Origin of the sequence: Bradyrhizobium sp. SZCCHNR1002, from assembly GCF_032381435.1 — a bacterium.
In the GTDB taxonomy this organism is placed as follows: Bacteria; Pseudomonadota; Alphaproteobacteria; order Rhizobiales; family Xanthobacteraceae; genus Bradyrhizobium; species Bradyrhizobium aeschynomenes.
The window spans coordinates 1,646,555-1,664,752 of sequence record NZ_JAUHIS010000001.1 but is presented as its reverse complement, the minus strand read 5'-3'; the positions used below and the strand labels follow the sequence as shown (position 1 = coordinate 1,664,752).

Sequence of the window (18,198 nt, the reverse complement as noted above, 5' to 3'; positions counted from 1 at the left end):
GGCCATAACATAGAGCAGGACCGGCCGGCCGTCACGCCGGATTCAGCCGACGCGCCATCCACGTGATCAGGCCTCAGGTCGACTTGCCGGTCCCGACTGGCCGGAGACCACGAACCTTTCGATCAGGTGCGGCTGCAAGGGCATCGCTGGAATCCATTGCGGCTGTGCCGAATTCCCGGCGTTGGCGGCGGGGTTCGCCTTCCAGTCGCGCCGTCGCGGCACGCGATCGAGGCCGACGGCGTGGACTTGGACGTCGTCGCCTTCGATGCGCAGCCGGAGGAAGTTGTTGTAGTGGCCGATGCGCAGCGCGCTGAAGGCGTCGTTGCGGTTCATGCGCAACCAGCGGCAGGTGATCAGCATGTTGAGGCCGAAATAGCTGCTGCCGAGCACGAAGCCGACGCTGCCCATCTCGAGCGCCAGCCAGCCGAGCCATATCCAGACGCTGTACCACGGATGGCCGGGCGGGAAGAGATCGCCATTATACGCGTTGAAAAAAATGGCGGCTGTGAGAGCCGTGCCGACATGGGCGGCGACGTGGACCAGGCTCGTGCCGGTGACGATCATCGCCTTGCGGAATTGAAGCCAGAGATTTTCATTGGCAAGCTCGTCGAAATCGTCCGGCTTGATGCGCCGGCGCCGCCATTTGTGGAAGATGTCGACAAGCGACACATGTTCCTGCCGCGTCGTGTAGCCGATGATGCCGGCGCCAAGCGCCAGCGTCACCAGGATGTAGATGTCGATCTCGTCGCGCAGCCCGACCAGCACGCCGACGGCGAAATACACCAGCCCCATGAAAATCGAAAAATCCCAGTTCGTGACGGCGAACCACAGATTGCGCCAGAGCAGGCGGCGGCTCGTCGGCATGGAGGGGTAGGCGGCAGGCTCGTTGCTGCCAGCCTTGGTGGCCAGGGTCAGCGGCACCTTCGTGCCGGTCCAGCGCACGCTGACGTTCTTCTCGAGCTGGTGGGTCGGGTGCAGGAAGGCGCCGCCGCCGCCGGATGTGACGAACTGCGTGCCGTCTTCAGCGTGATAGCGGCTGTAGTGATGGGTGTCGCCGGACAGCAGCAGCGGAATCGTCAGTGCCTTGTCCGCCTTCTTCGCGATGCCCAAGGCGTAGTCGACGATCTCCCATGATCGCATGTTGGTGTCGGTGTAGAGCCAGCCCGGCTCCGCCGTGCATAGGATGATCTGCGATCCCGGCTTGAGCTGGTCCGACTGGGCAACCAGCTTGAAGTAGTCCGCCTGCGGCTGGTCCATGTTGTCGGCGAGCTGGATGTCCATGCCCCACAGCCACCAGCTCTCGGTGAGCTGGAGCGCGAAATAGCTGCGCTTCTGCTGGGTGCGCCAGGAGCCGAAATGGGTCGGCGTCGGCCGGGTGAAGTAGGCGAGGAACTGCACCAGCCCATCGTACCAGTCGTGGTTGCCGGGGATGGCGAACAGCGGAACGCCGTCGTCGTCCGTCTTGTCGTGGTCGGGAGAGGCCCATTGATAGGGCTTTCGCAGCTGATTCCTGTAGGTCTGCGCGTTGGCGAGCGGATAGACCTCGTCGCCGCCCATGATCAGCATCTCGCCGCGCGGCAGAGTTTCGCCGCCGAGCTCCAGCTGTTCGCGGGCGAGCAGGCAGGCCACTGCATAGGTGCTGTCGAAGCCGTCGCCGAGATCGGCGACGAAGTCGATCCAGACGGGGCCCTGCGTCGTCGGGCTGAGGCTCCTCGCGAACGCCGTCGCGCGCGCCATGTGCTCGTCGGGCGTTACCGTATCGAGCGCGGCGACCATCAGGCGCCGGTCGGCATACTGGCCGAACATCGCAGATGTGACGACGTTGTTGAGCAGCTTGATGAGAAGCAGTGGATTGAACCAGCGCGTCATCCGCGGATAGGTCTTGGTGTCCTGCAAAAGGTCGACGGTCATGCCAATGAGCCTCGCGGAGAGGGCGTGTCGAAAAAGCAATTCAAAAGGAACTTTGCGAGCTTAACAGGCGGGGGTGAGAACTCAACTGCGACGGGTGCAAGCGCGACGGCGGTGCTGCCTCATCACGCCGGCCGCGTCGCGATCCAGATCACGTGACGCGCGCCGCGACCGCCGCGGCCGGTGGCGCGGATCTTGATCTCCTCGGCGGCAAAGCCGGCCTTGCGCAGCTGCGGGGTGAAGTGGTCGGCCGGATGCGACGACCACACCGCGAGCACGCCGCCGGGACGTAGCGCCGAGAACGCGGCGCGCAAGCCAGAGGAGTCGTAGAGCGCGTCGTTGGACTGCCGGGTCAGGCCCTGCGGGCCATTGTCGACGTCGAGCAGGATCGCATCATAGGTGCCGCGCGCGGCCGCGATCAGCTTCACGACGTCGCCCTCGCGAATGTCGACGCGCGAATCGGTCAGGCTGTCGCCGGACAGTTCGGCCATCGGCCCGCGCGCCCACGTGATCACCGCCGGCACCAATTCGGCCACGGTGACGCGCGCCTGCGGTCCCAGCACCTTCAGCGCGGCGCGCAGGGTGAAGCCCATGCCGAGGCCGCCGATCAGCAGATGCGGGGCAGGGCGGTCCTTGAGCCGCGCGCAGCTCAACGTCGCCAGCGCCTCCTCGGAGCCGTAGAGGCGGCTGCTCATCAGCTCGTTCTGGCCGAGCTTGATCGTGAACTCGCGGCCGCGCTGCATCAGCCGCAGCGGCTCGCCGCCGCCGGGCACGTCAGCGGTGTCGATCAGCTTCCAGGGCAGCACGTCGTCAGCCGCCCGTCACGCTCATGTGCCGGCTGACGCTCGGGCGGTTGTGGCGGCGGTCGATGATGAAGTCGTGGCCCTTCGGCTTCAGGCCGATGGCGCGGTCGATCGCATCGCTCAGCTGCTCGTCGCTGGCCGAGGCGCGCAGCGGCTTGCGCAAATCGGAGGCGTCCTCGTGGCCGAGGCAGGTGTGCAGGGTGCCGGTGCAGGTGACGCGCACGCGGTTGCAGCTCTCGCAGAAATTATGCGTCATCGGCGTGATGAAGCCGATCGTGCCGCCGGTCTCGGCGACGCGGACATAGCGCGCGGGGCCGCCCGTGGTCTCGTCGAGATCGGTCATCGTGTATTTCTGCGCGAGCCGGCTGCGCAGCAGCGACAGCGGCAGATACTGGTCGATGCGGCCTTCGCCGATCTCGCCCATCGGCATCACCTCGATGAGCGTCAGCGCCATGCCCTTGCCATGCGCCCAGTCGATCAGCGAGGGGATCTCGTCCTCGTTCATGTTCTTGAGCGCGACCGCGTTGATCTTGACCGCGATCCCGGCGGCCTGCGCGGCCTCGATGCCGGCGAGCACGCGGTCGAGATCGCCCCAGCGGGTGATGGTGCGGAATTTGTCGGGATCGAGCGTATCGAGCGAGACGTTGATGCGGCGGACGCCGCAATCGGCGAGCTCTGCGGCATATTTCGCAAGCTGCGTCGCATTGGTCGTCATCGTCAGCTCGTTGAGCGCGCCGCTCGTCAGATGTCGCGACAGCGAGCGCACCAGGCCCATGACGTTACGCCGGACCAGCGGCTCGCCGCCGGTGAGCCTGAGCTTCTTCACGCCCTTGTGGATGAAGGCCGAGCAGAGACGGTCGAGCTCCTCGAGCGTCAGGAGATCGGCCTTCGGCAGGAAGGTCATGTCCTCCGACATGCAGTAGAAGCAGCGCAGATCGCAGCGGTCGGTGACCGAGACGCGCAGATAGGAGATGCGACGGCCGAACGGGTCGGTCATCGGGCGCGTCAGGGCGGTGTCGCTCAACGTCTCAGCAGTCATGGATGGCCTTGCGGGTGGCGGCGATGCCACGAGGCGGCCGCGTGAGGCACGTGGCCGATGTCAGTTACGAGCCAATCTAATCATGATCCGCGCGCCTCACAATCGCCAACGCCGCATCGTCGATGTTGCGCCGCACGCGAGCGCGGCCGTTACTGCCGCGCCGCGCCGGGAACCGGTGCGGGGAAGGCCGAGCCGGTGGTGGCCGGCGCGGCGGCCGCCGGCGCGGCGGCGGACTTCTGCGGCTTCGGCTTCTTCGGCCGCATGTGCTTGACCGCTTTCGGCGGTGCTCCCGGCGCCGGCTGCAGCTCGGCCACCACCGGGCTCGGATCCATCACGACCGGCGGCGACGAGTTGAAATCGCCGGTGTTGCGGATCACCTGCACCGGGATGGTCGCCGGCAGGTATCTGTCCATCGTGAAGGTGACGCTGAAGCCCGCATCGGGCGCCGGAACCTGGACTGTGCACGGCGTTCTGCAGCCCGGCCCGAGCGAGGTTTTGGCATCGGCGCCTGGTGGCACCGATTCGAGCTGCACGGGGACCTCGGGCGCCGCCAGCTTGAAGCTGTCCATGGAGAAGGACGAGCAGCCGGCAAGGCCGGCTCCCGCAACCGCAATTGCGATGACACGCCGCATCATGATGTCCGCCCCACAACCCTGCGGCCATCGGCCGCAATCCCAAGGCGACCATAGGAGCGTCAGAACAGCGGCGCAACTGCGGTCAACCCTATTCTCAACAGAACGTTAACGTCCCGCGTCGTCCCATTTTCTGTCGGCAGAACAAGGGGTTGATCCGAAATCCGGCAGTCGGATCGGAGATCCGCGCGGTCGGCCGGGAGTTGCATCGAGAGCACGTTTCTCCATCAGGGAGAGTTCGATCCCGGCGCCTGCAGTCGCGTATATCGCGGTCTGGTCAGCCGTTTTTGAGCGAGGAACCGAGCGCTGTGACTGCGGCCGGCAGCTCGCGCATGTGGTCGATCAGGTGGTCCGGATTCAGCTCCGCAATCGGGACGTCGGTGTAGCCGAACGTGCAGCCGATCACCGGTACGCCGGCCCGACGCGCCGCGCCGACATCGGTGCCGGCATCGCCGACCATGATCGCGGCGCCGATCTCGCCGCCGGCCTGCGCGATGGTCTGGCGCAGGATCGTCGGGTCGGGCTTGGCGACGCCGAACGTATCGGCGCCGCAGATGGCGGCGAAGCGGGCGGACAGGCCGAGCTGGTCGAGCAGGCGCTTGGACAGCCATTCGAGCTTGTTGGTGCAGACCGCGAACTGGCAGCCGCGGCCGGCGAGCTCGTCGAGCGCTGCCTCCAGCCCGTCGAAGGGGCGCGATTCGATCGCGATGTTCTCGGCATAGAAATCGATGAAATCGGCGGTGAGCCGGTCCATGTCCTCCGTGCTGGCGAAGCGGCCCTCCGCCTCCAGCCCGCGCTCGAGCAGCTTGCGCGCGCCGTGCCCGATCATCTTGCGGGCCGAGGCCAGCGGCACCGGCCGCAGCCCTTCGCGCTGCAAGATGTAATTCAGCGCGTTGATGAGGTCCGGCGCCGTGTCGACCAGGGTGCCGTCGAGATCGAAGACGATGGTGCTGGAGATGGCCATCGGTATCCGCTACCGGGCAGCCCTCGCCCTTGCAAGAGGGCCGGGCCTGCTTTTTGTCCGATTTCGTGACTGCCGGGAGCCAGCAAGAGCTAGGCCTTGCGGCAAAACACCGCTAGATATGCGCCGGTTTTCGGCCCCCGCCCGGTGGGGGTCCATCCGAGGGGCGGGTGTCTTGGTCGATATGGACGCATTGAAACGGCAGGCGGCGGCGCGCGCGCTGGAGGAGGTCGAGAGCGGCATGAGGCTCGGCCTCGGCACCGGCTCGACCGCCAAGCATTTCGTCGATCTGCTCGGTGAAAAGGTGCGTGACGGGCTGAAGGTCGTGGGCGTGCCGACCTCGGAGGCGACGCGGGCGCAGGCGGAAGCCTGCGGCGTGCCGCTGACCACGCTCGACGAGATCGACCGCCTCGACATCACCATCGACGGCGCCGACGAGATCAATCCGGCGCTCGACCTGATCAAGGGCGGCGGCGGCGCGCTGCTGCGCGAGAAGATCGTCGCCAGCGCCTCGGCTCGCATGATCGTGATCGCCGACGAAACCAAATGGGTCGCGCGGCTCGGCCGCTTCCCGCTGCCGGTCGAGGTGGTTCCGTTCGGCCTCGCCGCCACCCAGCGCGAGATGAGTGAAGCCTTTGCCAAGGCCGGCGTGTCCGGGCCAATGAGCGTGCGCAAGTCCGCAGATGGCCACGTTTTCGTCACCGATGGCGGCCACTGGATTGTCGACGTCCGCCTGGGGGAGATCGAGGATCCCCCGCGTCTGGCGGGCCTTTTGAGCGCAATTCCAGGCGTGGTCGAGCACGGGCTGTTCATCGGCCTCGGCAGCACCGCGATCCTGGCAGGCGCACAGGGAATTCGCGTTATCCAGCGGCCTTGAGTGAAGCAGGACTGTCTGCTCAGGGCGGCAATCTCACAGGAGACTTGGAATGAAGAGCGTGTTCAGAATCTTGCCGGCCGCCGGAATCGTGCTGGCTCTGGCCTCTGCGAGCCCCGCTGCCGCGCAGGGCCAGCCGCCGGCCCTGAAGCCGGCCTCGGCCGCCTGCATGGCGGGCGCGCGCGAGATTCTGGCGATGAAGAACGCGGGTGCGATGTACGCCAATGCCGTTCCCGGGATGGTGCAGCAGACCAAGCAGGCGCTGCTGCAGTCCAACCTGAACTACCAGAAGGACCTCGACGAGGTTGCCGTGATGGTCGCGCAGACCTATGCCGGCAAGGAGAAGGAGATCGGCGAGAAGATGGCGCAGATCTACTGCAACGAGTTCTCGGACGCCGAGATCGCCAACCTCGTCACCTTCTACAAGTCGCCGATCGGCCAGAAGCTGCTTGCGGCGGAGCCGAAGGCGATCCAGATGAGCATGCAGGCGATGAACCTGTGGGCAGCGGAGTTTTCCGACACCGTCACCGCGCAGTTCCGCGCCGAGATGCGCAAGCGCAACAAGCCGATCTGAGGCTTGTCGCGGCGAGAACAGGTCGGGGGAGAGATGGCTGAATTCGACGTCGACCTGTTCGTGATCGGTGGCGGCTCGGGGGGCGTGCGCGCCGCCCGCATCGCGGCGGGCTATGGCGCCCGCGTGATGGTCGCCGAGGAATACCGCATGGGCGGCACCTGCGTGATCCGCGGCTGCGTGCCCAAGAAGCTGTTCGTGATCGGCTCGCATGTCCGCCAGGAGATCGCCGATGCCGCCGGTTTCGGCTGGACGATCCCGACCGCGACCTTCGACTGGCCGACGCTGATCAGGAACAAGGACAAGGAGATCGCGCGGCTCGAGGCGGCCTATACCTCCAATGTCGAGAAGTCCGGCGCCAGGATCGTCAAGACCCGTGCGGTGCTGGAGGATGTCAACACCGTGCGGCTCGCGACCGGCGAGACGGTGCGCGCAAAGTACATCCTGATCGCGACCGGTGGCGCGCCGAATCACGGCACGCCGATCCCGGGCATCGAGCACGTCATCTCCTCCAACGAGGCGTTTCATCTGGAGGAGCTGCCGCGCCGGATCGTGATCCAGGGCGGCGGCTACATCGCGCTGGAATTCGCCTGCATCTTCGCCAATTTCGGCTCCGACGTGACGGTCGTCTATCGCGGCGACAACATCCTGCGCGGCTTCGACGAGGACGTCCGCAAGCACGTCCGCGCGGAGATGGAGAAGGAAGGCATCACCATCCTGACCGGCTGCACGGTGTCGAGCGTCGACAAGCACGGCAAGGACTACACCACGCATCTGTCGAACGGCTCCAGCATCGCCTCCGACAAGGTGATGTTCGCGATCGGCCGCCACCCGGCGGTGGCCAATCTCGGCCTGGAGAAGGCCGGCGTCGCCATCAATCCGCGCAACGGCGGCATCGCGGTCGACGCGTTCTCGCAGAGCTCGGTGCCGAGCATCTATGCGATCGGCGACGTCACCCATCGCTTCAACCTGACGCCGGTCGCGATCCGCGAGGGCCATGCCTTCGCCGACACTGTGTTCGGCGGCAAGAGTGTGCGCGTCGATCACGCCGACATCCCGACCGCCGTGTTCTGCCAGCCTGAAGTGGGCACCGTCGGCCTGACCGAGACCCAGGCGCGCGAGATGTACGACCGCGTCGACATCTACAAGACCAGTTTCCGCCCGATCAAGGCGACGATGTCCGGCCGCGATACCCGCGTGCTGATGAAGCTCGTGGTCGACGGCGCGAGCGACCGCGTGCTCGGCTGCCACATCGTCGGCGACACGGCTGCCGAGATCACGCAGGCCGTCGCCATCGCCATCAAGATGAAGGCGACCAAGGCCGATTTCGACTCGACCGTCGCGCTGCATCCCTCCGCCGCCGAGGAACTGGTGACGATGCGCACGGTGACCGAGCGGCATGTGAGGCAGGCGGCGCAGTAGGGCGGCCGCGCTTTCCAGCTCCGCCCGACCGCGTATAAGCTCCCGCCGTCAGGACATGGCGGGGGAACCGATGCGACGATGGAAGATGCTGGCCCTGGCTGGATTGAGTCTGCTGGGTCTGTGGAGCCCCGCGCTCGCCGATACCCGCATCGCGCTCGTCATCGGCAACTCGGCCTATCGGACGGTCAGCCGCCTCGACAACCCCAAGCATGATGCGGCGCTGATGGCCGAGACCCTTCAGGGACTCGGCTTCACGCTGGTCGGCGGCAGCGCGCAGCTCGATCTCGACGAGGCCGCGATGCGCCGCGCCGTGCAGGAGTTCGGCGGCAAGGCGCGCGGCGCCGACGTGGCGCTGGTCTATTATGCGGGCCACGGCGTGCAGGTGCGCGGCGCCAACTATCTGGTGCCGGTCGACGCCAACCCCACGCGGGAGGCCGACGTCGATTTCCAGATGCTCGACGTCAACGTCGTGCTGCGGCAGATGGAGAGCGCGGGCACCAAGCTCAACCTCGTCATTCTCGATGCCTGCCGCAACAATCCGTTCGGCGGCCGCGGGCTGCGCGACGCCGGCAGCGGGCTGGCGCAGATGCGCGCGCCCGAGGGCACGCTGATCTCGTTCGCGACCCAGCCCGGCAACGTCGCGCTCGATGGCCGCGACGGCAACAGCCCGTTCACGAAAGCCCTGGCCGAGACAATCAAGCGGCCCGGCCTCGATATCTTCAAGACCTTCAACCAGGTCGGCCTCGAGGTGAAGCGCGCCACTGCGGGCTCGCAACAGCCCTGGGTGTCGAGCTCGCCGGTCGATGGCGACTTCTTCTTCGCCGGCCAGACGTTTGCGCCGGCTTCGGCCACGCAGCCTGCCTCGGCCGCCTCGTCCGATCCGGCCGAGCGCGCCTGGGCGGTGACGCAGAACACCACCAGCATCGCCGTGCTCGAGGATTTCGTGCGCCAGTTCGGCGCTACGCCCTACGGCTCGATGGCGCGGGCGCGGATCGAGGAGCTGAAGAAGACGCAGACCGCAACGCGTCCGGCGGAGTCACCGACCGAGCGGGCGCAGGCCGTTCTGCCCAACCCGCATCTCGTGCCGCGCATGGTGAAGCGCAACGTCTCGCAGGGCTATCTCAACCTGCGCCGCGAGCCCGGGCAGAAATCCGACATCCTGACGCGCATCCCCGCCGGCGAGACGGCGATGGTCGGCGGCTGCGTGATGCCCGGCGACGGTGTCAGCCGGTTTCCGTCGTGTCGTGCGGTGTGGAACGGTGTCGTCGGCTGGGTGTCGGCGAACGGGCTGGAGTAGGCGGTCTCGCGAGGCAGGCAGCGCATGGCCGCGCGTTTGCCCGCCGACATCCTCAGGGCTGAGCCTTGGCCGTCCTCGTCAAATACGGCCGAGCAAACAGATAGAGCCCGGTTGCCAGCAGCACGATCAGCGGGACGAGCGCCAGCAGCCCGATCCAGAAGGCCGGCTGCGTCTGCGTCATCGCCGCGATGTTGATGATGACTCCGATGGTGAACGCGATCGACACCCAGCGATGCACCTGCCGGATCGCATTGGACCAATTCATCTGCTCCTCCCCATGATGACAATGCTGACGAATGCGCGAGATCTCTCCTCCGTCATTCCGGGGCGTGCGCAGCACGAGCCCGGAATCCATCGCGCGGCAGTTGCGCGGCTTGATGGATTCCGGGCTCGTCGCGCTGCGCGCGTCGCCCCGGAATGACGGCGGAGTTTGTTGCCGGTGCAGCTCAGTCGAGCCGCGCCAACGTCTGCTCCAACCCATCGAAGAATCTCGGCCAGCCGAAGCGCGCGCCCTGATAGGCGCGGGTCTGATCGGCGGCGAAGCCGGTCTGCTCCATGCGCAGATGCGTGCCGGTTGCCGTCGGCGTCAGCGTCCAGGTCACGACGCTGTCGAGGCCGAGCGCCGCCCAGCTATAGGCCAGCGTCCTGTGCGGCTCGATGGTCACGACCTGGCAATCGACCACGCCCCAATCGGCCTTCAGCTTGAAGCGATGATCGAGCGCCGGCACGAAGTCGTTGGCCATCAGCCACTCCGCGATCAGATGCGGCTGCGTCAACGCGCGCCAGAGTTTTTCCGGCGGATGTGCGAATTCGCGCTCGACGACGACGGTGCGGGTTTCGGGCGCAGCTGAGCTCATTGCTCCATCCTGTTGAGCAGATTTTCCAGATCGTCGAACCGGCTTTCCCAGAACGTGGCCATGCGGCTGGTCCAGTCGAGCAGCGGCGCCAGCGCCTTCGGCTGCGCGCGGTAATGCGTCAGGCGGCCTTCGTGACGCTCGCGCACCAGGCCCGCCTGCCTGAGCACGCCGAGATGCTTCGAGACAGCCGGCTGCGACACGCCGGCCTTGGCCGTCAACGCGCCGACCGTCTGCTCGCCGTGCCGGCACAGCCCTTCGAAGATGGCGCGCCGGGTGGGATCGGCGAGCGAGCGGAACAGCAGATCGGGCGAGCGCGGCATGAAATCCATAGCCTGTTGGTTATGGGTTAATTCATAACCGCTTGGTTATGGGTTTGTCAAACGGGGCTCGCGTGATTGCGGCGGAACGAGCTCAAGGTGATCTCCAGCACACAGCGGGAAACCCAGGCACACCTCATCCTCCGCTCGGGGGACGCTGAGGAGACGGCGGGCTGCTAGCAATCCGATACCACTTGCCGGAGACGTCGGACATGCAAGCCCATCAGGATTCAACGCAGCGAAAGCCGGTCGCGCTGAAGCCGGCGCTCGGCGCCACCGTCCTCGTCGGCTTCCTGATCCTGCACGTCGTCGCGATTGCGATTCTGCGAGGGGCTGACACGCCCGACGGAGCGTCGATGAAGCCGATGGCGACGCTTCAATCCATCGATTGACCACCACCCATTTTCAGCCTCATCAGCGGGAGCATTTCCATGCCCGGTTTCGGATCATTCTTGCTGCTCAGCGTCGCCGTGTTCTTCGGCGCCTTCGTCTCCGGCCTCGCCGGCTTTGCATTTTCGGCCGTTGCCGGCGCGATCCTGCTGCACATGCTTCAGCCCCTGGAGGCGGTGCCGCTGATGATGGCGTGCAGCGTCGGCGTGCAGGCGACGAACCTCTGGGCGCTGCGCGCCAGCATCCGCTGGAGGGAGAGCTTGGTCCTGATCATCGGCGGGCTGCTCGGCGTGCCGCTGGCGCTGTGGCTGCTGCACAATGCAGATACACGCGTGTTCCAGCAGGTGTTCGGCCTCACCATTGCGATCTACGCCGGCACCATGCTGTGCAAGCCGGCGCTGGGCAGTCTTCAACCGATGAGCCGAAGCCGCACCGCCATCATCGGCTTCGGTGGCGGCCTGATCGGCGGCCTCACCGCGATGCCCGGCGCGCTGCCGACCATCTGGTGCGAGATGCACGGCCTGCCGAAGACCGAACAGCGTGGCCTCGTCCAGCCCTTCATCGCAGCCATGCAGATCGCCTCGCTCACGATGATGCTGGCGCGTCAGGACCTGTCGTCCAAGGTGATCATCGACCTCGCCTTGAGCATCCCGGCGCTGCTCGCAGGGACTGCACTCGGCGTGTTCGCGTTCCGCAAGGTCAACGATGTGCTGTTCAGGAAGATCATCCTGGGCATTCTGCTGCTATCGGGGCTGCTGCTCGTCGTGTAATTCAACGAGAGAATCCCACCGGTGAGGATCTGCTACATTGAGCCGTTGGGGCGCTGGCGTTCCTTGCGCCATTTTCAGGCCATTCGCCTCCCGCTATCATCCGGAGCATGATCGACAAATTCGACCTCGGCTTTCAATCGTTCTCCGATGATACGGGGATCGCCGCTGGCGCGAGTGACAAAGGCGACGACTGCTTCGTGCAATTTCTGCAGAATCGTTGCGCAAAAGTCGCTGGCGCTCATTGTTTCGCGGCCCAGCTTACGAAGCGGATTGCATCTATAGCTGTGATAGAGTTGTGCGACGTTGAACGTGAACATGCATTGCATGCGGTCTGCTGACCAAGACAGCTTCGATTTCGCCATGAAGGCAATGTGCTCGGAGGAGAAATCGAACCAAAATTCGTCCTTTGGCACATCCCGAAAGATGCCTGTCAGTTCGAAGCCGCTTTCGGGATCAAACACCCGGCGCCGATTTTCGGGATCGGAGATGAATGCCATGACCTTCATGCTCGGGTTGCGTCGATGACCTGTTGAGGACCTTCCTCGGCAAGGGAGGGCGAGCCAGGCAATACCGGGATCGGGGCTCCGTGACCAACACATTAGCGAGCAGCGAAAGATTTTTCTTTACGATTACCAGAAATCATGCTTTATTAGGCGCAACCTGCCTCACTTCGGAGGGGCGTTGCGCGCGATCGTCACGACACGCGAGGCGGGGAGCGATGGCCGCGAGCGAGCCGCAGCGTGTCCGAGAGGATGCGTGGACGAACGGTTCGGCGCGGACGTGAAGTCGCAGCGTGCTGGCACCCCGATGCTGGTGTCCCGCCCAATGCGCAAGCATTGTCGCGAATGGTGGCCAACAAGCCCGGCGCACCAGGCAGACTGCGTATAAGCGTGAAGACCGTCGCGCAGGGAATGCCGGAATGATCGGCTGAACCTGTGGTACCTGCCGCCTGCATTTTTTCCGCAGGCGGGCCATGGGCGAGGCCATCGTCCGGCATTCCCTGCGCCCTTCGATGTCTGAGAGGGCGGATGAGCAGCATGACTCGGCCCAAGCGGCGCGCGAGGATGAGAGCCCGTGGCTGCTGTGTGGGCTCATTTGAGACGGATTCAGCGAGAGGGGCGACCTGAGCGCGTCGAACTCGGTCGTCATCCCCGCGAAAGCGGGGATCCAGTACGCCGCGGCCCATTGAGTCCATTACAGGCGTCTCGGCGTACTGGATCGCCCGGTCAAGCCGGGCGATGACAGCGGTGATTGTGGAGACACTGCTCTTCCATCCGAGACAGGCGGTCGTCATGCGGGGCAAAGTCGTCACCCCACGTCATTGCGAGCGCAGCGACGTGTCCACGAGCTCGGAGAGCGAAGGCGCAAGCAATCCAGAGTCCCGCCCACCACCCTGGATTGCTTCGCTGCGCTCGCAATGACGGGGAGAAAGAGGGGGCTACAGGATCATGCGGAATCTCGGCCGGGCCAAAATCCATCCGTAGCAGCAAGGGCTTGGACGAACGACTTAAATTCCGGATGGCAGTTCGGAGACGGGCTGTGTATAACGCGGCGCGCCGCTGCGGGGGAACGAGCGAGCGGATGTCCAGAGGGAGTAGAGAGCCATGACGGAGCGCTGGAGCCCGGAGAGCTGGCGGTCCAAGCCGGTGCAGCAGGTGCCTGACTATCCCGACCAGAAGGCGCTGGCCGAGGTCGAGGCGCAGCTCGCGACCTTCCCGCCGCTGGTGTTCGCCGGCGAGGCGCGCAACCTGAAGAAATCGCTGGCGCGTGTCGCCGCGGGCGAAGCCTTCCTGCTGCAGGGCGGCGACTGCGCCGAGAGCTTTGCCGAGCACGGCGCCAACAACATCCGCGACTTCTTCCGCGTGCTGCTGCAGATGGCCGTGGTCATGACCTATGCCGGCGCGGTGCCGGTGGTGAAGGTCGGCCGCATCGCCGGCCAGTTCGCCAAGCCGCGCTCGTCGCCGACCGAGAAAGTCAACGGCGTGGAGCTGCCGAGCTATCGCGGCGACATCGTCAACGACACCGCCTTCACGCCGGAGGCGCGCATTCCCAATCCGCAGCGCCAGCTCGACGCCTACCGGCAGTCGGCGGCGACGTTGAACCTGCTGCGCGCCTTCGCCACCGGCGGCTTCGCCAATCTCGGCAGCGTGCACCAATGGATGCTGGGCTTCGTCAAGGACAGTCCGCAGTCGCGCCGCTACAAGGAGCTCGCCGACCGCATCTCCGAGGCGCTCAATTTCATGCGCGCCTGCGGCCTCGATCTCGAGAGCCATCCGGAGCTGCGCGCGACCGACTTCTACACCAGCCACGAGGCGCTGCTGCTCGGCTACGAGCAGGCCTTCACCCGCGTCGACTCCACGACCGGGGACTGGTACGCGACCTCGGGCCATTTCATCTGGATCGGCGACCGCACCCGTCAGCTCGATCATGGCCATGTCGAATATTTCCGCGGCATCAAGAACCCGATCGGCCTGAAATGCGGCCCGTCGCTGAAGCCGGACGAGCTGATCAAGCTGATCGATATCCTCAACCCCGACAATGAGCCGGGCCGGCTGACCCTGATCAACCGCTTCGGCGCTGACAAGGTCGGCGATCACCTGCCGGGGCTGATCCGCGCCGTGCAGCGGGAAGGGCGCAAGGTGGTGTGGTCGTGCGATCCGATGCACGGCAACACCATCACCTCGAACTCGGGCTACAAGACCCGGCCGTTCGATCGCATCGTATCGGAGGTCCGCGCCTTCTTCGCGGTGCATGCCGCCGAGGGCACCCATGCCGGCGGCATTCATCTGGAGATGACCGGCAAGGACGTCACCGAATGCATCGGCGGCGCGCGCGCGATCAGCGACGAGGATCTCAACGACCGCTATCACACGGTGTGCGATCCCCGGTTGAACGCCGAGCAGTCGATCGACATGGCGTTCCTGATCGCCGAGCTGTTGAAGCAGCAGCGCGGCGGCAAGTCGTCTCCGATTCCGGCGGTCGCGGGCTTCTGATGCTGCGCTTCTGGCGCGCGACGCTCAACTCGCGCAATGGTCTTTCCTTCGCGCTCCGCTCCGAGCAGGCGGTGCGCGAGGAGGTGATCGCCTTCCTCCTGTCGCTGCCGCTCGCCTATGTGATCGGCGTGACGCCGATGCGCAGCGTCGAGCTGGTCTGCGCCGTCCTGCTGGTGCTGGTGGTCGAGCTCTTGAACACAGCGATCGAGAAGCTCGCCGATCGCCTGACCACCGAGCACGATCTGCAGATCGGCCGGGTCAAGGATCTCGGCTCGGCTGCAGTCGGCGTTGCGCTCTTGATGTCCGGCGGCTTCTGGCTGTTCGCGATCGCCGAGCGGATCGGGCTGTTGTGAACGAGTTGAGCGATGGCCGCTGACGGTTTCAGGATCACGCTGGCGCAGCTCAATCCGACGGTGGGCGACATCGCGGGCAACGCCGCCAAGGCCCGGGAGGTTCTGGCGAACGCCGCCGACGCCGATCTCGTGGTGCTGCCGGAGCTGTTCATCGCCGGCGGCCTTGCCGCGGAGCTGACGCCGCGCATCGAGGCCGACTGCCGCGACGCCGTCGAAGCCCTGGCGCGCGAGACCGCCGATGGCGGGCCGGCGATGCTGATCGGCACGCCATGGAGCGACAACGGCAAGCTCTACAACGCCCTTGCGCTCCTCGACGGCAGCCGCATCGCCGCGACGCGCTTCAAGACCAATTTGCCGGGTGATCGGAAGCGGCTGTTCGCGCGCGGCCCCGCGGCCGGCCCGATCAGCGTGCGCGGCATGCGCATCGGCGTCGCGATCGGCGAGGACATCTGGCCCGAGCAGCCCAGCGACGAGAACGTCGTCGAGACGCTGGCCGAGACCGGCGCCGAGCTGATCGTGGTCGCGGCCGCCGCGCGCTACATCCGCGGCGATGGCGACCGCCGGCTGTCGGCGGCCGTGGCGCGCGTCACCGAGAGCGACCTGCCGCTGCTCTGGCTCAATCAGACCGGCGGTCACGACGGCGAAGTGTTCGACGGCGCGTCCTTCGCACTCAACGCCGATCTCTCGATCGCCGCGCAGTTGCCGGGCTTCGTCGAGCACGTGACCACGCTGGCATGGCGCAGGGGAGATGACGGCTGGCAGTGCCGCGGGCCGGTCGCCGAGCTGATCGAGGGCGACGAGGCGGACTATGCCGCCCATGTGCTCCGCCTGCGCGACCGCGTCGCCAAGGCAGGCTTCAGCGGCGCGATATTGGGCTTGGCGGCAGGCATCGAATCCGCGCTGTCACTGGCCCTGGCCGTCGATGCACTCGGAGCCGACGAGGTTCGCGCCGTGCTGCTGGCCGGGCCGGACACGCCGCAGCAGCTGCGGGACGAGGCGATCGCGTTCGCGGCGCGGCTCGGTATTGCCGCCGAGATCGTGCCGATCGCGGCGGCCATCGAAGGTGTTGAAACGATCCTGCCCGGCCCGCTGCCGGTCGATGCCCATCGTGATCTGCTGGCGCGGCTCCGCGGCATGTTGCTGGCGGCACTGGCGAATCAATCGGGCGCGCTTGCCGTCGATGTCAGCGGCGGGATTGCCGGCCGGGGCGGCATCGTCGCTGCGCTCGGCGACATCGCCCCGGCGCAGGCTGCTCGCCTGGCCGCGCTGCGCAATCGCTGGACACCCGCGGACGCGCGCGGGCCGTCGGGCGAGGTGATCTCGCCCGATCTCATCGCCCGCGCTGAGATCGAAGGATGATGCAGATGGCCCGGCGAGACTGCTCAGCGCGCCGGGATGAAGGTCGGGCCGACCGTGCGGATCTGCTTGTCGCCGCCGGCGCCGGTCGTGGTGTCGGCGGTCGTGGTCGCCGGAGCCGCATCTGCGGGCGCCGCGCCCTTCTTGCCGGCGACAGGCTTGCCGGTCTGGCGCTGCTGCATCCGCTTGGCGCTCTCCTCGGTGACGATGATGTCACCCTGCTCGGCGGCCGAGGCCCTCTCGTCGATCGACTTCAGAGCATCCGCCCAGGTCTGGCCTGGCGCCTTGCACGAGCAGGAGGGGTTGAACTCGGTGCGATATTTGAACGCGTTCGGCAGCGCGGTGTACGACTGGCCGTTGACCGACACCGCCTGATTCATGTCCTCGCCGGGATTGCGATAGGTGAACAAGGTCGCGTCGGCGGCCGGGCATTGCGCCTTGCAGGCGCGTTCGTCATCGGCGAAGCGGCCGGGAACGGTGGCAAACGAGATCGGGAAATAGGCGCCGTCGCAGGTGCGGACGCAGACGGTGCGGTAGGTGCCCTGCGGGGCGGCGAGATCGGCGCTCGGCGGCGGCAGCGAGGCCGCCGGGTTGCTGTCGGCGCCGCCACCGAACAGGCTGGTCAGGAAATTGCCGCCGGCGTTTCCGCCGCCACCGCGATTCGCGTATTGCTGGTACTGCGGCCCGCAATTGTTCTGGCCCAGCGCGGCCAGCACCGAGCGGCGCTGGTTGTCGCGTTCGCCGCCGAACCCGCCGCCGCGCAGCCGCTCCAGGCTGCCGGTGATCTGGTCCAGATTGGAGCGCATCTGCTGGATCTGATTGTTGACCGGTTGGCATTCGGCCGCGCGACCGTTGAAGATCGAGAAGAAGCCGGGGCTGTCGCAGCCCATGCGCTTGGCCTGCATGCTGACTCGATCGAGCTCGGCCTGCTGCTTGGCGGCAGCGTCCTGATAGCGCCGAATCTGGTCCTCGCGTGCCGGATCACCGCCGCCACCGCCACGTTCGATCGAGGCGAGCTGAGCCTCGAGACGCGGACATATCGGGTTGACGCCGGCCTGCGGCTGACCCGGGGCCATCTGCGCGTAGGAATCGGAGCTGGATTGCGCCAGGGCGTGCGAGCCGGTCAGGGTCAGTCCGAGCAGCGCGGTGCAGGCCAACAGGCGCGGAGACAGGGATGCGATCAAGATGCGGTATTCCGGTCCATGGGTGCTGCCGCGGGACGAGCACAGAATTCGGAAAAATCGCGGCAGCGGCGCGCATCCCATAGCCGCTTTGTCGGGCAGCGTCACGTCGTTTCCGGGGCGCTGGCGTGGCGGGAACAGTCGTTCCCGGAGCCGTCAGCGCTGGCAGGTGATCGCGACATACTCGCTGCAGCCGCCATGAGCGCAGCTCGCGCCGGCTTTCGGCACCGAACCGGTGATCTCGTCGGGGTCGACGCGGCGGTAGGAGGAGGCCTGTGCAAAATCCCGTGATTGGCAGTAGGAGCGGGCGGCCGGGGCACCGCATTTGTCGCCCTTGGCCAGGCACTGGTCGACGCCGTAGCCGTCGGCCTCGTTGGCGATGATGAAGATTCGGCTCTCGGCCGAGGCGGTGGTCGCGGCGGCGAGGAGGACACAGCAGGCGAGCAGGCCCGAGGAGAAGCGCATGGTGCACCG

The 18,198-nt window shown here is 66.4% G+C and carries 20 protein-coding genes; 9 read left to right on the top strand and 11 right to left on the bottom strand.

What is annotated here, in order from left to right:
* Nucleotides 1–66: 66 nt before the first annotated feature.
* The 5 genes from QX108_RS07400 to QX108_RS07380 all read right to left on the bottom strand — a co-directional run bounded on the left by QX108_RS07400 (nucleotide 67) and on the right by QX108_RS07380 (nucleotide 5,346).
* Nucleotides 67–1,911, bottom strand: a complete 1,845-nt coding sequence (locus QX108_RS07400) for a metallophosphoesterase (RefSeq protein WP_315780127.1) — start codon at nucleotides 1,909–1,911, stop codon at nucleotides 67–69.
* Nucleotides 1,912–2,033: 122 nt separating this feature from the next.
* The gene (locus QX108_RS07395) at nucleotides 2,034–2,714 is read right to left on the bottom strand and encodes a spermidine synthase (RefSeq protein WP_315780129.1); all 681 of its coding nucleotides are present in this window, start codon (nucleotides 2,712–2,714) and stop codon (nucleotides 2,034–2,036) included.
* 4 nt (nucleotides 2,715–2,718) lie between these two features.
* The gene (gene moaA / locus QX108_RS07390) at nucleotides 2,719–3,750 is read right to left on the bottom strand and encodes a GTP 3',8-cyclase MoaA (RefSeq protein ID WP_315720749.1); all 1,032 of its coding nucleotides are present in this window, start codon (nucleotides 3,748–3,750) and stop codon (nucleotides 2,719–2,721) included.
* A 149-nt stretch (nucleotides 3,751–3,899) separates the two neighbouring features.
* Nucleotides 3,900–4,382 carry a hypothetical protein gene (locus QX108_RS07385; RefSeq protein WP_315726233.1) on the bottom strand — a complete coding sequence of 161 codons (483 nt, stop codon included), beginning with the start codon at nucleotides 4,380–4,382 and terminating at the stop codon, nucleotides 3,900–3,902.
* 277 nt (nucleotides 4,383–4,659) lie between these two features.
* Nucleotides 4,660–5,346 carry an HAD-IA family hydrolase gene (locus QX108_RS07380; protein WP_315720748.1) on the bottom strand — a complete coding sequence of 229 codons (687 nt, stop codon included), beginning with the start codon at nucleotides 5,344–5,346 and terminating at the stop codon, nucleotides 4,660–4,662.
* Nucleotides 5,347–5,527: 181 nt separating this feature from the next.
* Here QX108_RS07380 and rpiA point away from each other — a divergent pair, with 181 nt between their 5' ends.
* From rpiA to QX108_RS07360, 4 genes are all read left to right on the top strand, one after another.
* Nucleotides 5,528–6,220 carry a ribose-5-phosphate isomerase RpiA gene (gene rpiA / locus QX108_RS07375; RefSeq protein WP_315726231.1) on the top strand — a complete coding sequence of 231 codons (693 nt, stop codon included), beginning with the start codon at nucleotides 5,528–5,530 and terminating at the stop codon, nucleotides 6,218–6,220.
* Nucleotides 6,221–6,269: 49 nt separating this feature from the next.
* Nucleotides 6,270–6,791, top strand: a complete 522-nt coding sequence (locus QX108_RS07370; RefSeq protein WP_172113423.1) for a DUF2059 domain-containing protein — start codon at nucleotides 6,270–6,272, stop codon at nucleotides 6,789–6,791.
* Nucleotides 6,792–6,824: 33 nt separating this feature from the next.
* Complete coding sequence (gor, locus tag QX108_RS07365) at nucleotides 6,825–8,210, top strand: glutathione-disulfide reductase (protein WP_315780132.1); 1,386 nt, start codon at nucleotides 6,825–6,827, stop codon at nucleotides 8,208–8,210.
* Nucleotides 8,211–8,280: 70 nt separating this feature from the next.
* Nucleotides 8,281–9,507, top strand: a complete 1,227-nt coding sequence (locus QX108_RS07360) for a caspase family protein (RefSeq protein ID WP_315780135.1) — start codon at nucleotides 8,281–8,283, stop codon at nucleotides 9,505–9,507.
* A 52-nt stretch (nucleotides 9,508–9,559) separates the two neighbouring features.
* Here QX108_RS07360 and QX108_RS07355 read toward each other — a convergent pair whose 3' ends face one another.
* From QX108_RS07355 to QX108_RS07345, 3 genes are all read right to left on the bottom strand, one after another.
* Nucleotides 9,560–9,772 carry a hypothetical protein gene (locus QX108_RS07355; RefSeq protein WP_172113427.1) on the bottom strand — a complete coding sequence of 71 codons (213 nt, stop codon included), beginning with the start codon at nucleotides 9,770–9,772 and terminating at the stop codon, nucleotides 9,560–9,562.
* A 181-nt stretch (nucleotides 9,773–9,953) separates the two neighbouring features.
* Complete coding sequence (locus QX108_RS07350) at nucleotides 9,954–10,364, bottom strand: SRPBCC domain-containing protein (RefSeq protein WP_172113428.1); 411 nt, start codon at nucleotides 10,362–10,364, stop codon at nucleotides 9,954–9,956.
* Nucleotides 10,361–10,684, bottom strand: a complete 324-nt coding sequence (locus tag QX108_RS07345) for a metalloregulator ArsR/SmtB family transcription factor (RefSeq protein ID WP_315780138.1) — start codon at nucleotides 10,682–10,684, stop codon at nucleotides 10,361–10,363. The genes QX108_RS07350 and QX108_RS07345 overlap by 4 nt, the downstream gene beginning before the upstream one ends.
* Nucleotides 10,685–10,893: 209 nt before the next feature.
* Between QX108_RS07345 and QX108_RS07340 the strand changes: the two genes are divergently transcribed.
* Both QX108_RS07340 and QX108_RS07335 read left to right on the top strand, forming a co-directional pair.
* On the top strand, nucleotides 10,894–11,073 hold the full coding sequence (locus tag QX108_RS07340; protein ID WP_315780139.1) for a hypothetical protein: 180 nt from the start codon (nucleotides 10,894–10,896) through the stop codon (nucleotides 11,071–11,073).
* Nucleotides 11,074–11,112: 39 nt separating this feature from the next.
* On the top strand, nucleotides 11,113–11,841 hold the full coding sequence (locus QX108_RS07335) for a sulfite exporter TauE/SafE family protein (RefSeq protein ID WP_315780142.1): 729 nt from the start codon (nucleotides 11,113–11,115) through the stop codon (nucleotides 11,839–11,841).
* A gap of 74 nt (nucleotides 11,842–11,915) precedes the next feature.
* On the opposite strand, the gene QX108_RS07330 is transcribed toward QX108_RS07335, so the two are convergent.
* Nucleotides 11,916–12,338: a hypothetical protein gene (locus tag QX108_RS07330; RefSeq protein ID WP_315799392.1), complete on the bottom strand. Its 423-nt coding sequence runs from the start codon at nucleotides 12,336–12,338 to the stop codon at nucleotides 11,916–11,918.
* Between the two features lie 1,107 nt (nucleotides 12,339–13,445).
* Here QX108_RS07330 and QX108_RS07325 point away from each other — a divergent pair.
* From QX108_RS07325 to QX108_RS07315, 3 genes are read left to right on the top strand one after another with little or no spacing between them, the layout of a single operon-like run.
* Entirely contained in the window at nucleotides 13,446–14,834 is a 1,389-nt protein-coding gene (locus QX108_RS07325) for a class II 3-deoxy-7-phosphoheptulonate synthase (protein WP_315780146.1), read from the top strand.
* Complete coding sequence (locus tag QX108_RS07320; RefSeq protein ID WP_315780148.1) at nucleotides 14,834–15,187, top strand: diacylglycerol kinase; 354 nt, start codon at nucleotides 14,834–14,836, stop codon at nucleotides 15,185–15,187. Before QX108_RS07325 ends, QX108_RS07320 begins: the two co-directional genes overlap by 1 nt.
* Nucleotides 15,188–15,199: 12 nt before the next feature.
* Nucleotides 15,200–16,546, top strand: coding sequence for a nitrilase-related carbon-nitrogen hydrolase (locus tag QX108_RS07315; protein WP_315780150.1), 1,347 nt, complete (start codon nucleotides 15,200–15,202; stop codon nucleotides 16,544–16,546).
* 23 nt (nucleotides 16,547–16,569) lie between these two features.
* Here the strand turns inward: QX108_RS07315 and QX108_RS07310 are convergent, their stop codons facing one another.
* Nucleotides 16,570–17,727: a DUF2865 domain-containing protein gene (locus QX108_RS07310; RefSeq protein ID WP_172113436.1), complete on the bottom strand. Its 1,158-nt coding sequence runs from the start codon at nucleotides 17,725–17,727 to the stop codon at nucleotides 16,570–16,572.
* A gap of 153 nt (nucleotides 17,728–17,880) precedes the next feature.
* Nucleotides 17,881–18,189: a hypothetical protein gene (locus QX108_RS07305; RefSeq protein ID WP_315720740.1), complete on the bottom strand. Its 309-nt coding sequence runs from the start codon at nucleotides 18,187–18,189 to the stop codon at nucleotides 17,881–17,883.
* Between the last annotated feature and the right edge of the window lie 9 nt (nucleotides 18,190–18,198).

What these genes read in the sequence shown, in the direction of transcription:
- QX108_RS07400 (WP_315780127.1), bottom strand. Translation starts at nt 1,911, where the DNA reads ATGACCGTCGACCTTTTGCAGGACACCAAGACCTATCCGCGGATGACG.
- moaA (WP_315720749.1), bottom strand. Translation starts at nt 3,750, where the DNA reads ATGACTGCTGAGACGTTGAGCGACACCGCCCTGACGCGCCCGATGACC.
- QX108_RS07385 (WP_315726233.1), bottom strand. Translation starts at nt 4,382, where the DNA reads ATGCGGCGTGTCATCGCAATTGCGGTTGCGGGAGCCGGCCTTGCCGGC.
- QX108_RS07380 (WP_315720748.1), bottom strand. Translation starts at nt 5,346, where the DNA reads ATGGCCATCTCCAGCACCATCGTCTTCGATCTCGACGGCACCCTGGTC.
- rpiA (WP_315726231.1), top strand. Translation starts at nt 5,528, where the DNA reads ATGGACGCATTGAAACGGCAGGCGGCGGCGCGCGCGCTGGAGGAGGTC.
- QX108_RS07370 (WP_172113423.1), top strand. Translation starts at nt 6,270, where the DNA reads ATGAAGAGCGTGTTCAGAATCTTGCCGGCCGCCGGAATCGTGCTGGCT.
- gor (WP_315780132.1), top strand. Translation starts at nt 6,825, where the DNA reads ATGGCTGAATTCGACGTCGACCTGTTCGTGATCGGTGGCGGCTCGGGG.
- QX108_RS07360 (WP_315780135.1), top strand. Translation starts at nt 8,281, where the DNA reads ATGCGACGATGGAAGATGCTGGCCCTGGCTGGATTGAGTCTGCTGGGT.
- QX108_RS07355 (WP_172113427.1), bottom strand. Translation starts at nt 9,772, where the DNA reads ATGAATTGGTCCAATGCGATCCGGCAGGTGCATCGCTGGGTGTCGATC.
- QX108_RS07350 (WP_172113428.1), bottom strand. Translation starts at nt 10,364, where the DNA reads ATGAGCTCAGCTGCGCCCGAAACCCGCACCGTCGTCGTCGAGCGCGAA.
- QX108_RS07345 (WP_315780138.1), bottom strand. Translation starts at nt 10,684, where the DNA reads ATGCCGCGCTCGCCCGATCTGCTGTTCCGCTCGCTCGCCGATCCCACC.
- QX108_RS07340 (WP_315780139.1), top strand. Translation starts at nt 10,894, where the DNA reads ATGCAAGCCCATCAGGATTCAACGCAGCGAAAGCCGGTCGCGCTGAAG.
- QX108_RS07335 (WP_315780142.1), top strand. Translation starts at nt 11,113, where the DNA reads ATGCCCGGTTTCGGATCATTCTTGCTGCTCAGCGTCGCCGTGTTCTTC.
- QX108_RS07330 (WP_315799392.1), bottom strand. Translation starts at nt 12,338, where the DNA reads ATGGCATTCATCTCCGATCCCGAAAATCGGCGCCGGGTGTTTGATCCC.
- QX108_RS07325 (WP_315780146.1), top strand. Translation starts at nt 13,446, where the DNA reads ATGACGGAGCGCTGGAGCCCGGAGAGCTGGCGGTCCAAGCCGGTGCAG.
- QX108_RS07320 (WP_315780148.1), top strand. Translation starts at nt 14,834, where the DNA reads ATGCTGCGCTTCTGGCGCGCGACGCTCAACTCGCGCAATGGTCTTTCC.
- QX108_RS07315 (WP_315780150.1), top strand. Translation starts at nt 15,200, where the DNA reads ATGGCCGCTGACGGTTTCAGGATCACGCTGGCGCAGCTCAATCCGACG.
- QX108_RS07305 (WP_315720740.1), bottom strand. Translation starts at nt 18,189, where the DNA reads ATGCGCTTCTCCTCGGGCCTGCTCGCCTGCTGTGTCCTCCTCGCCGCC.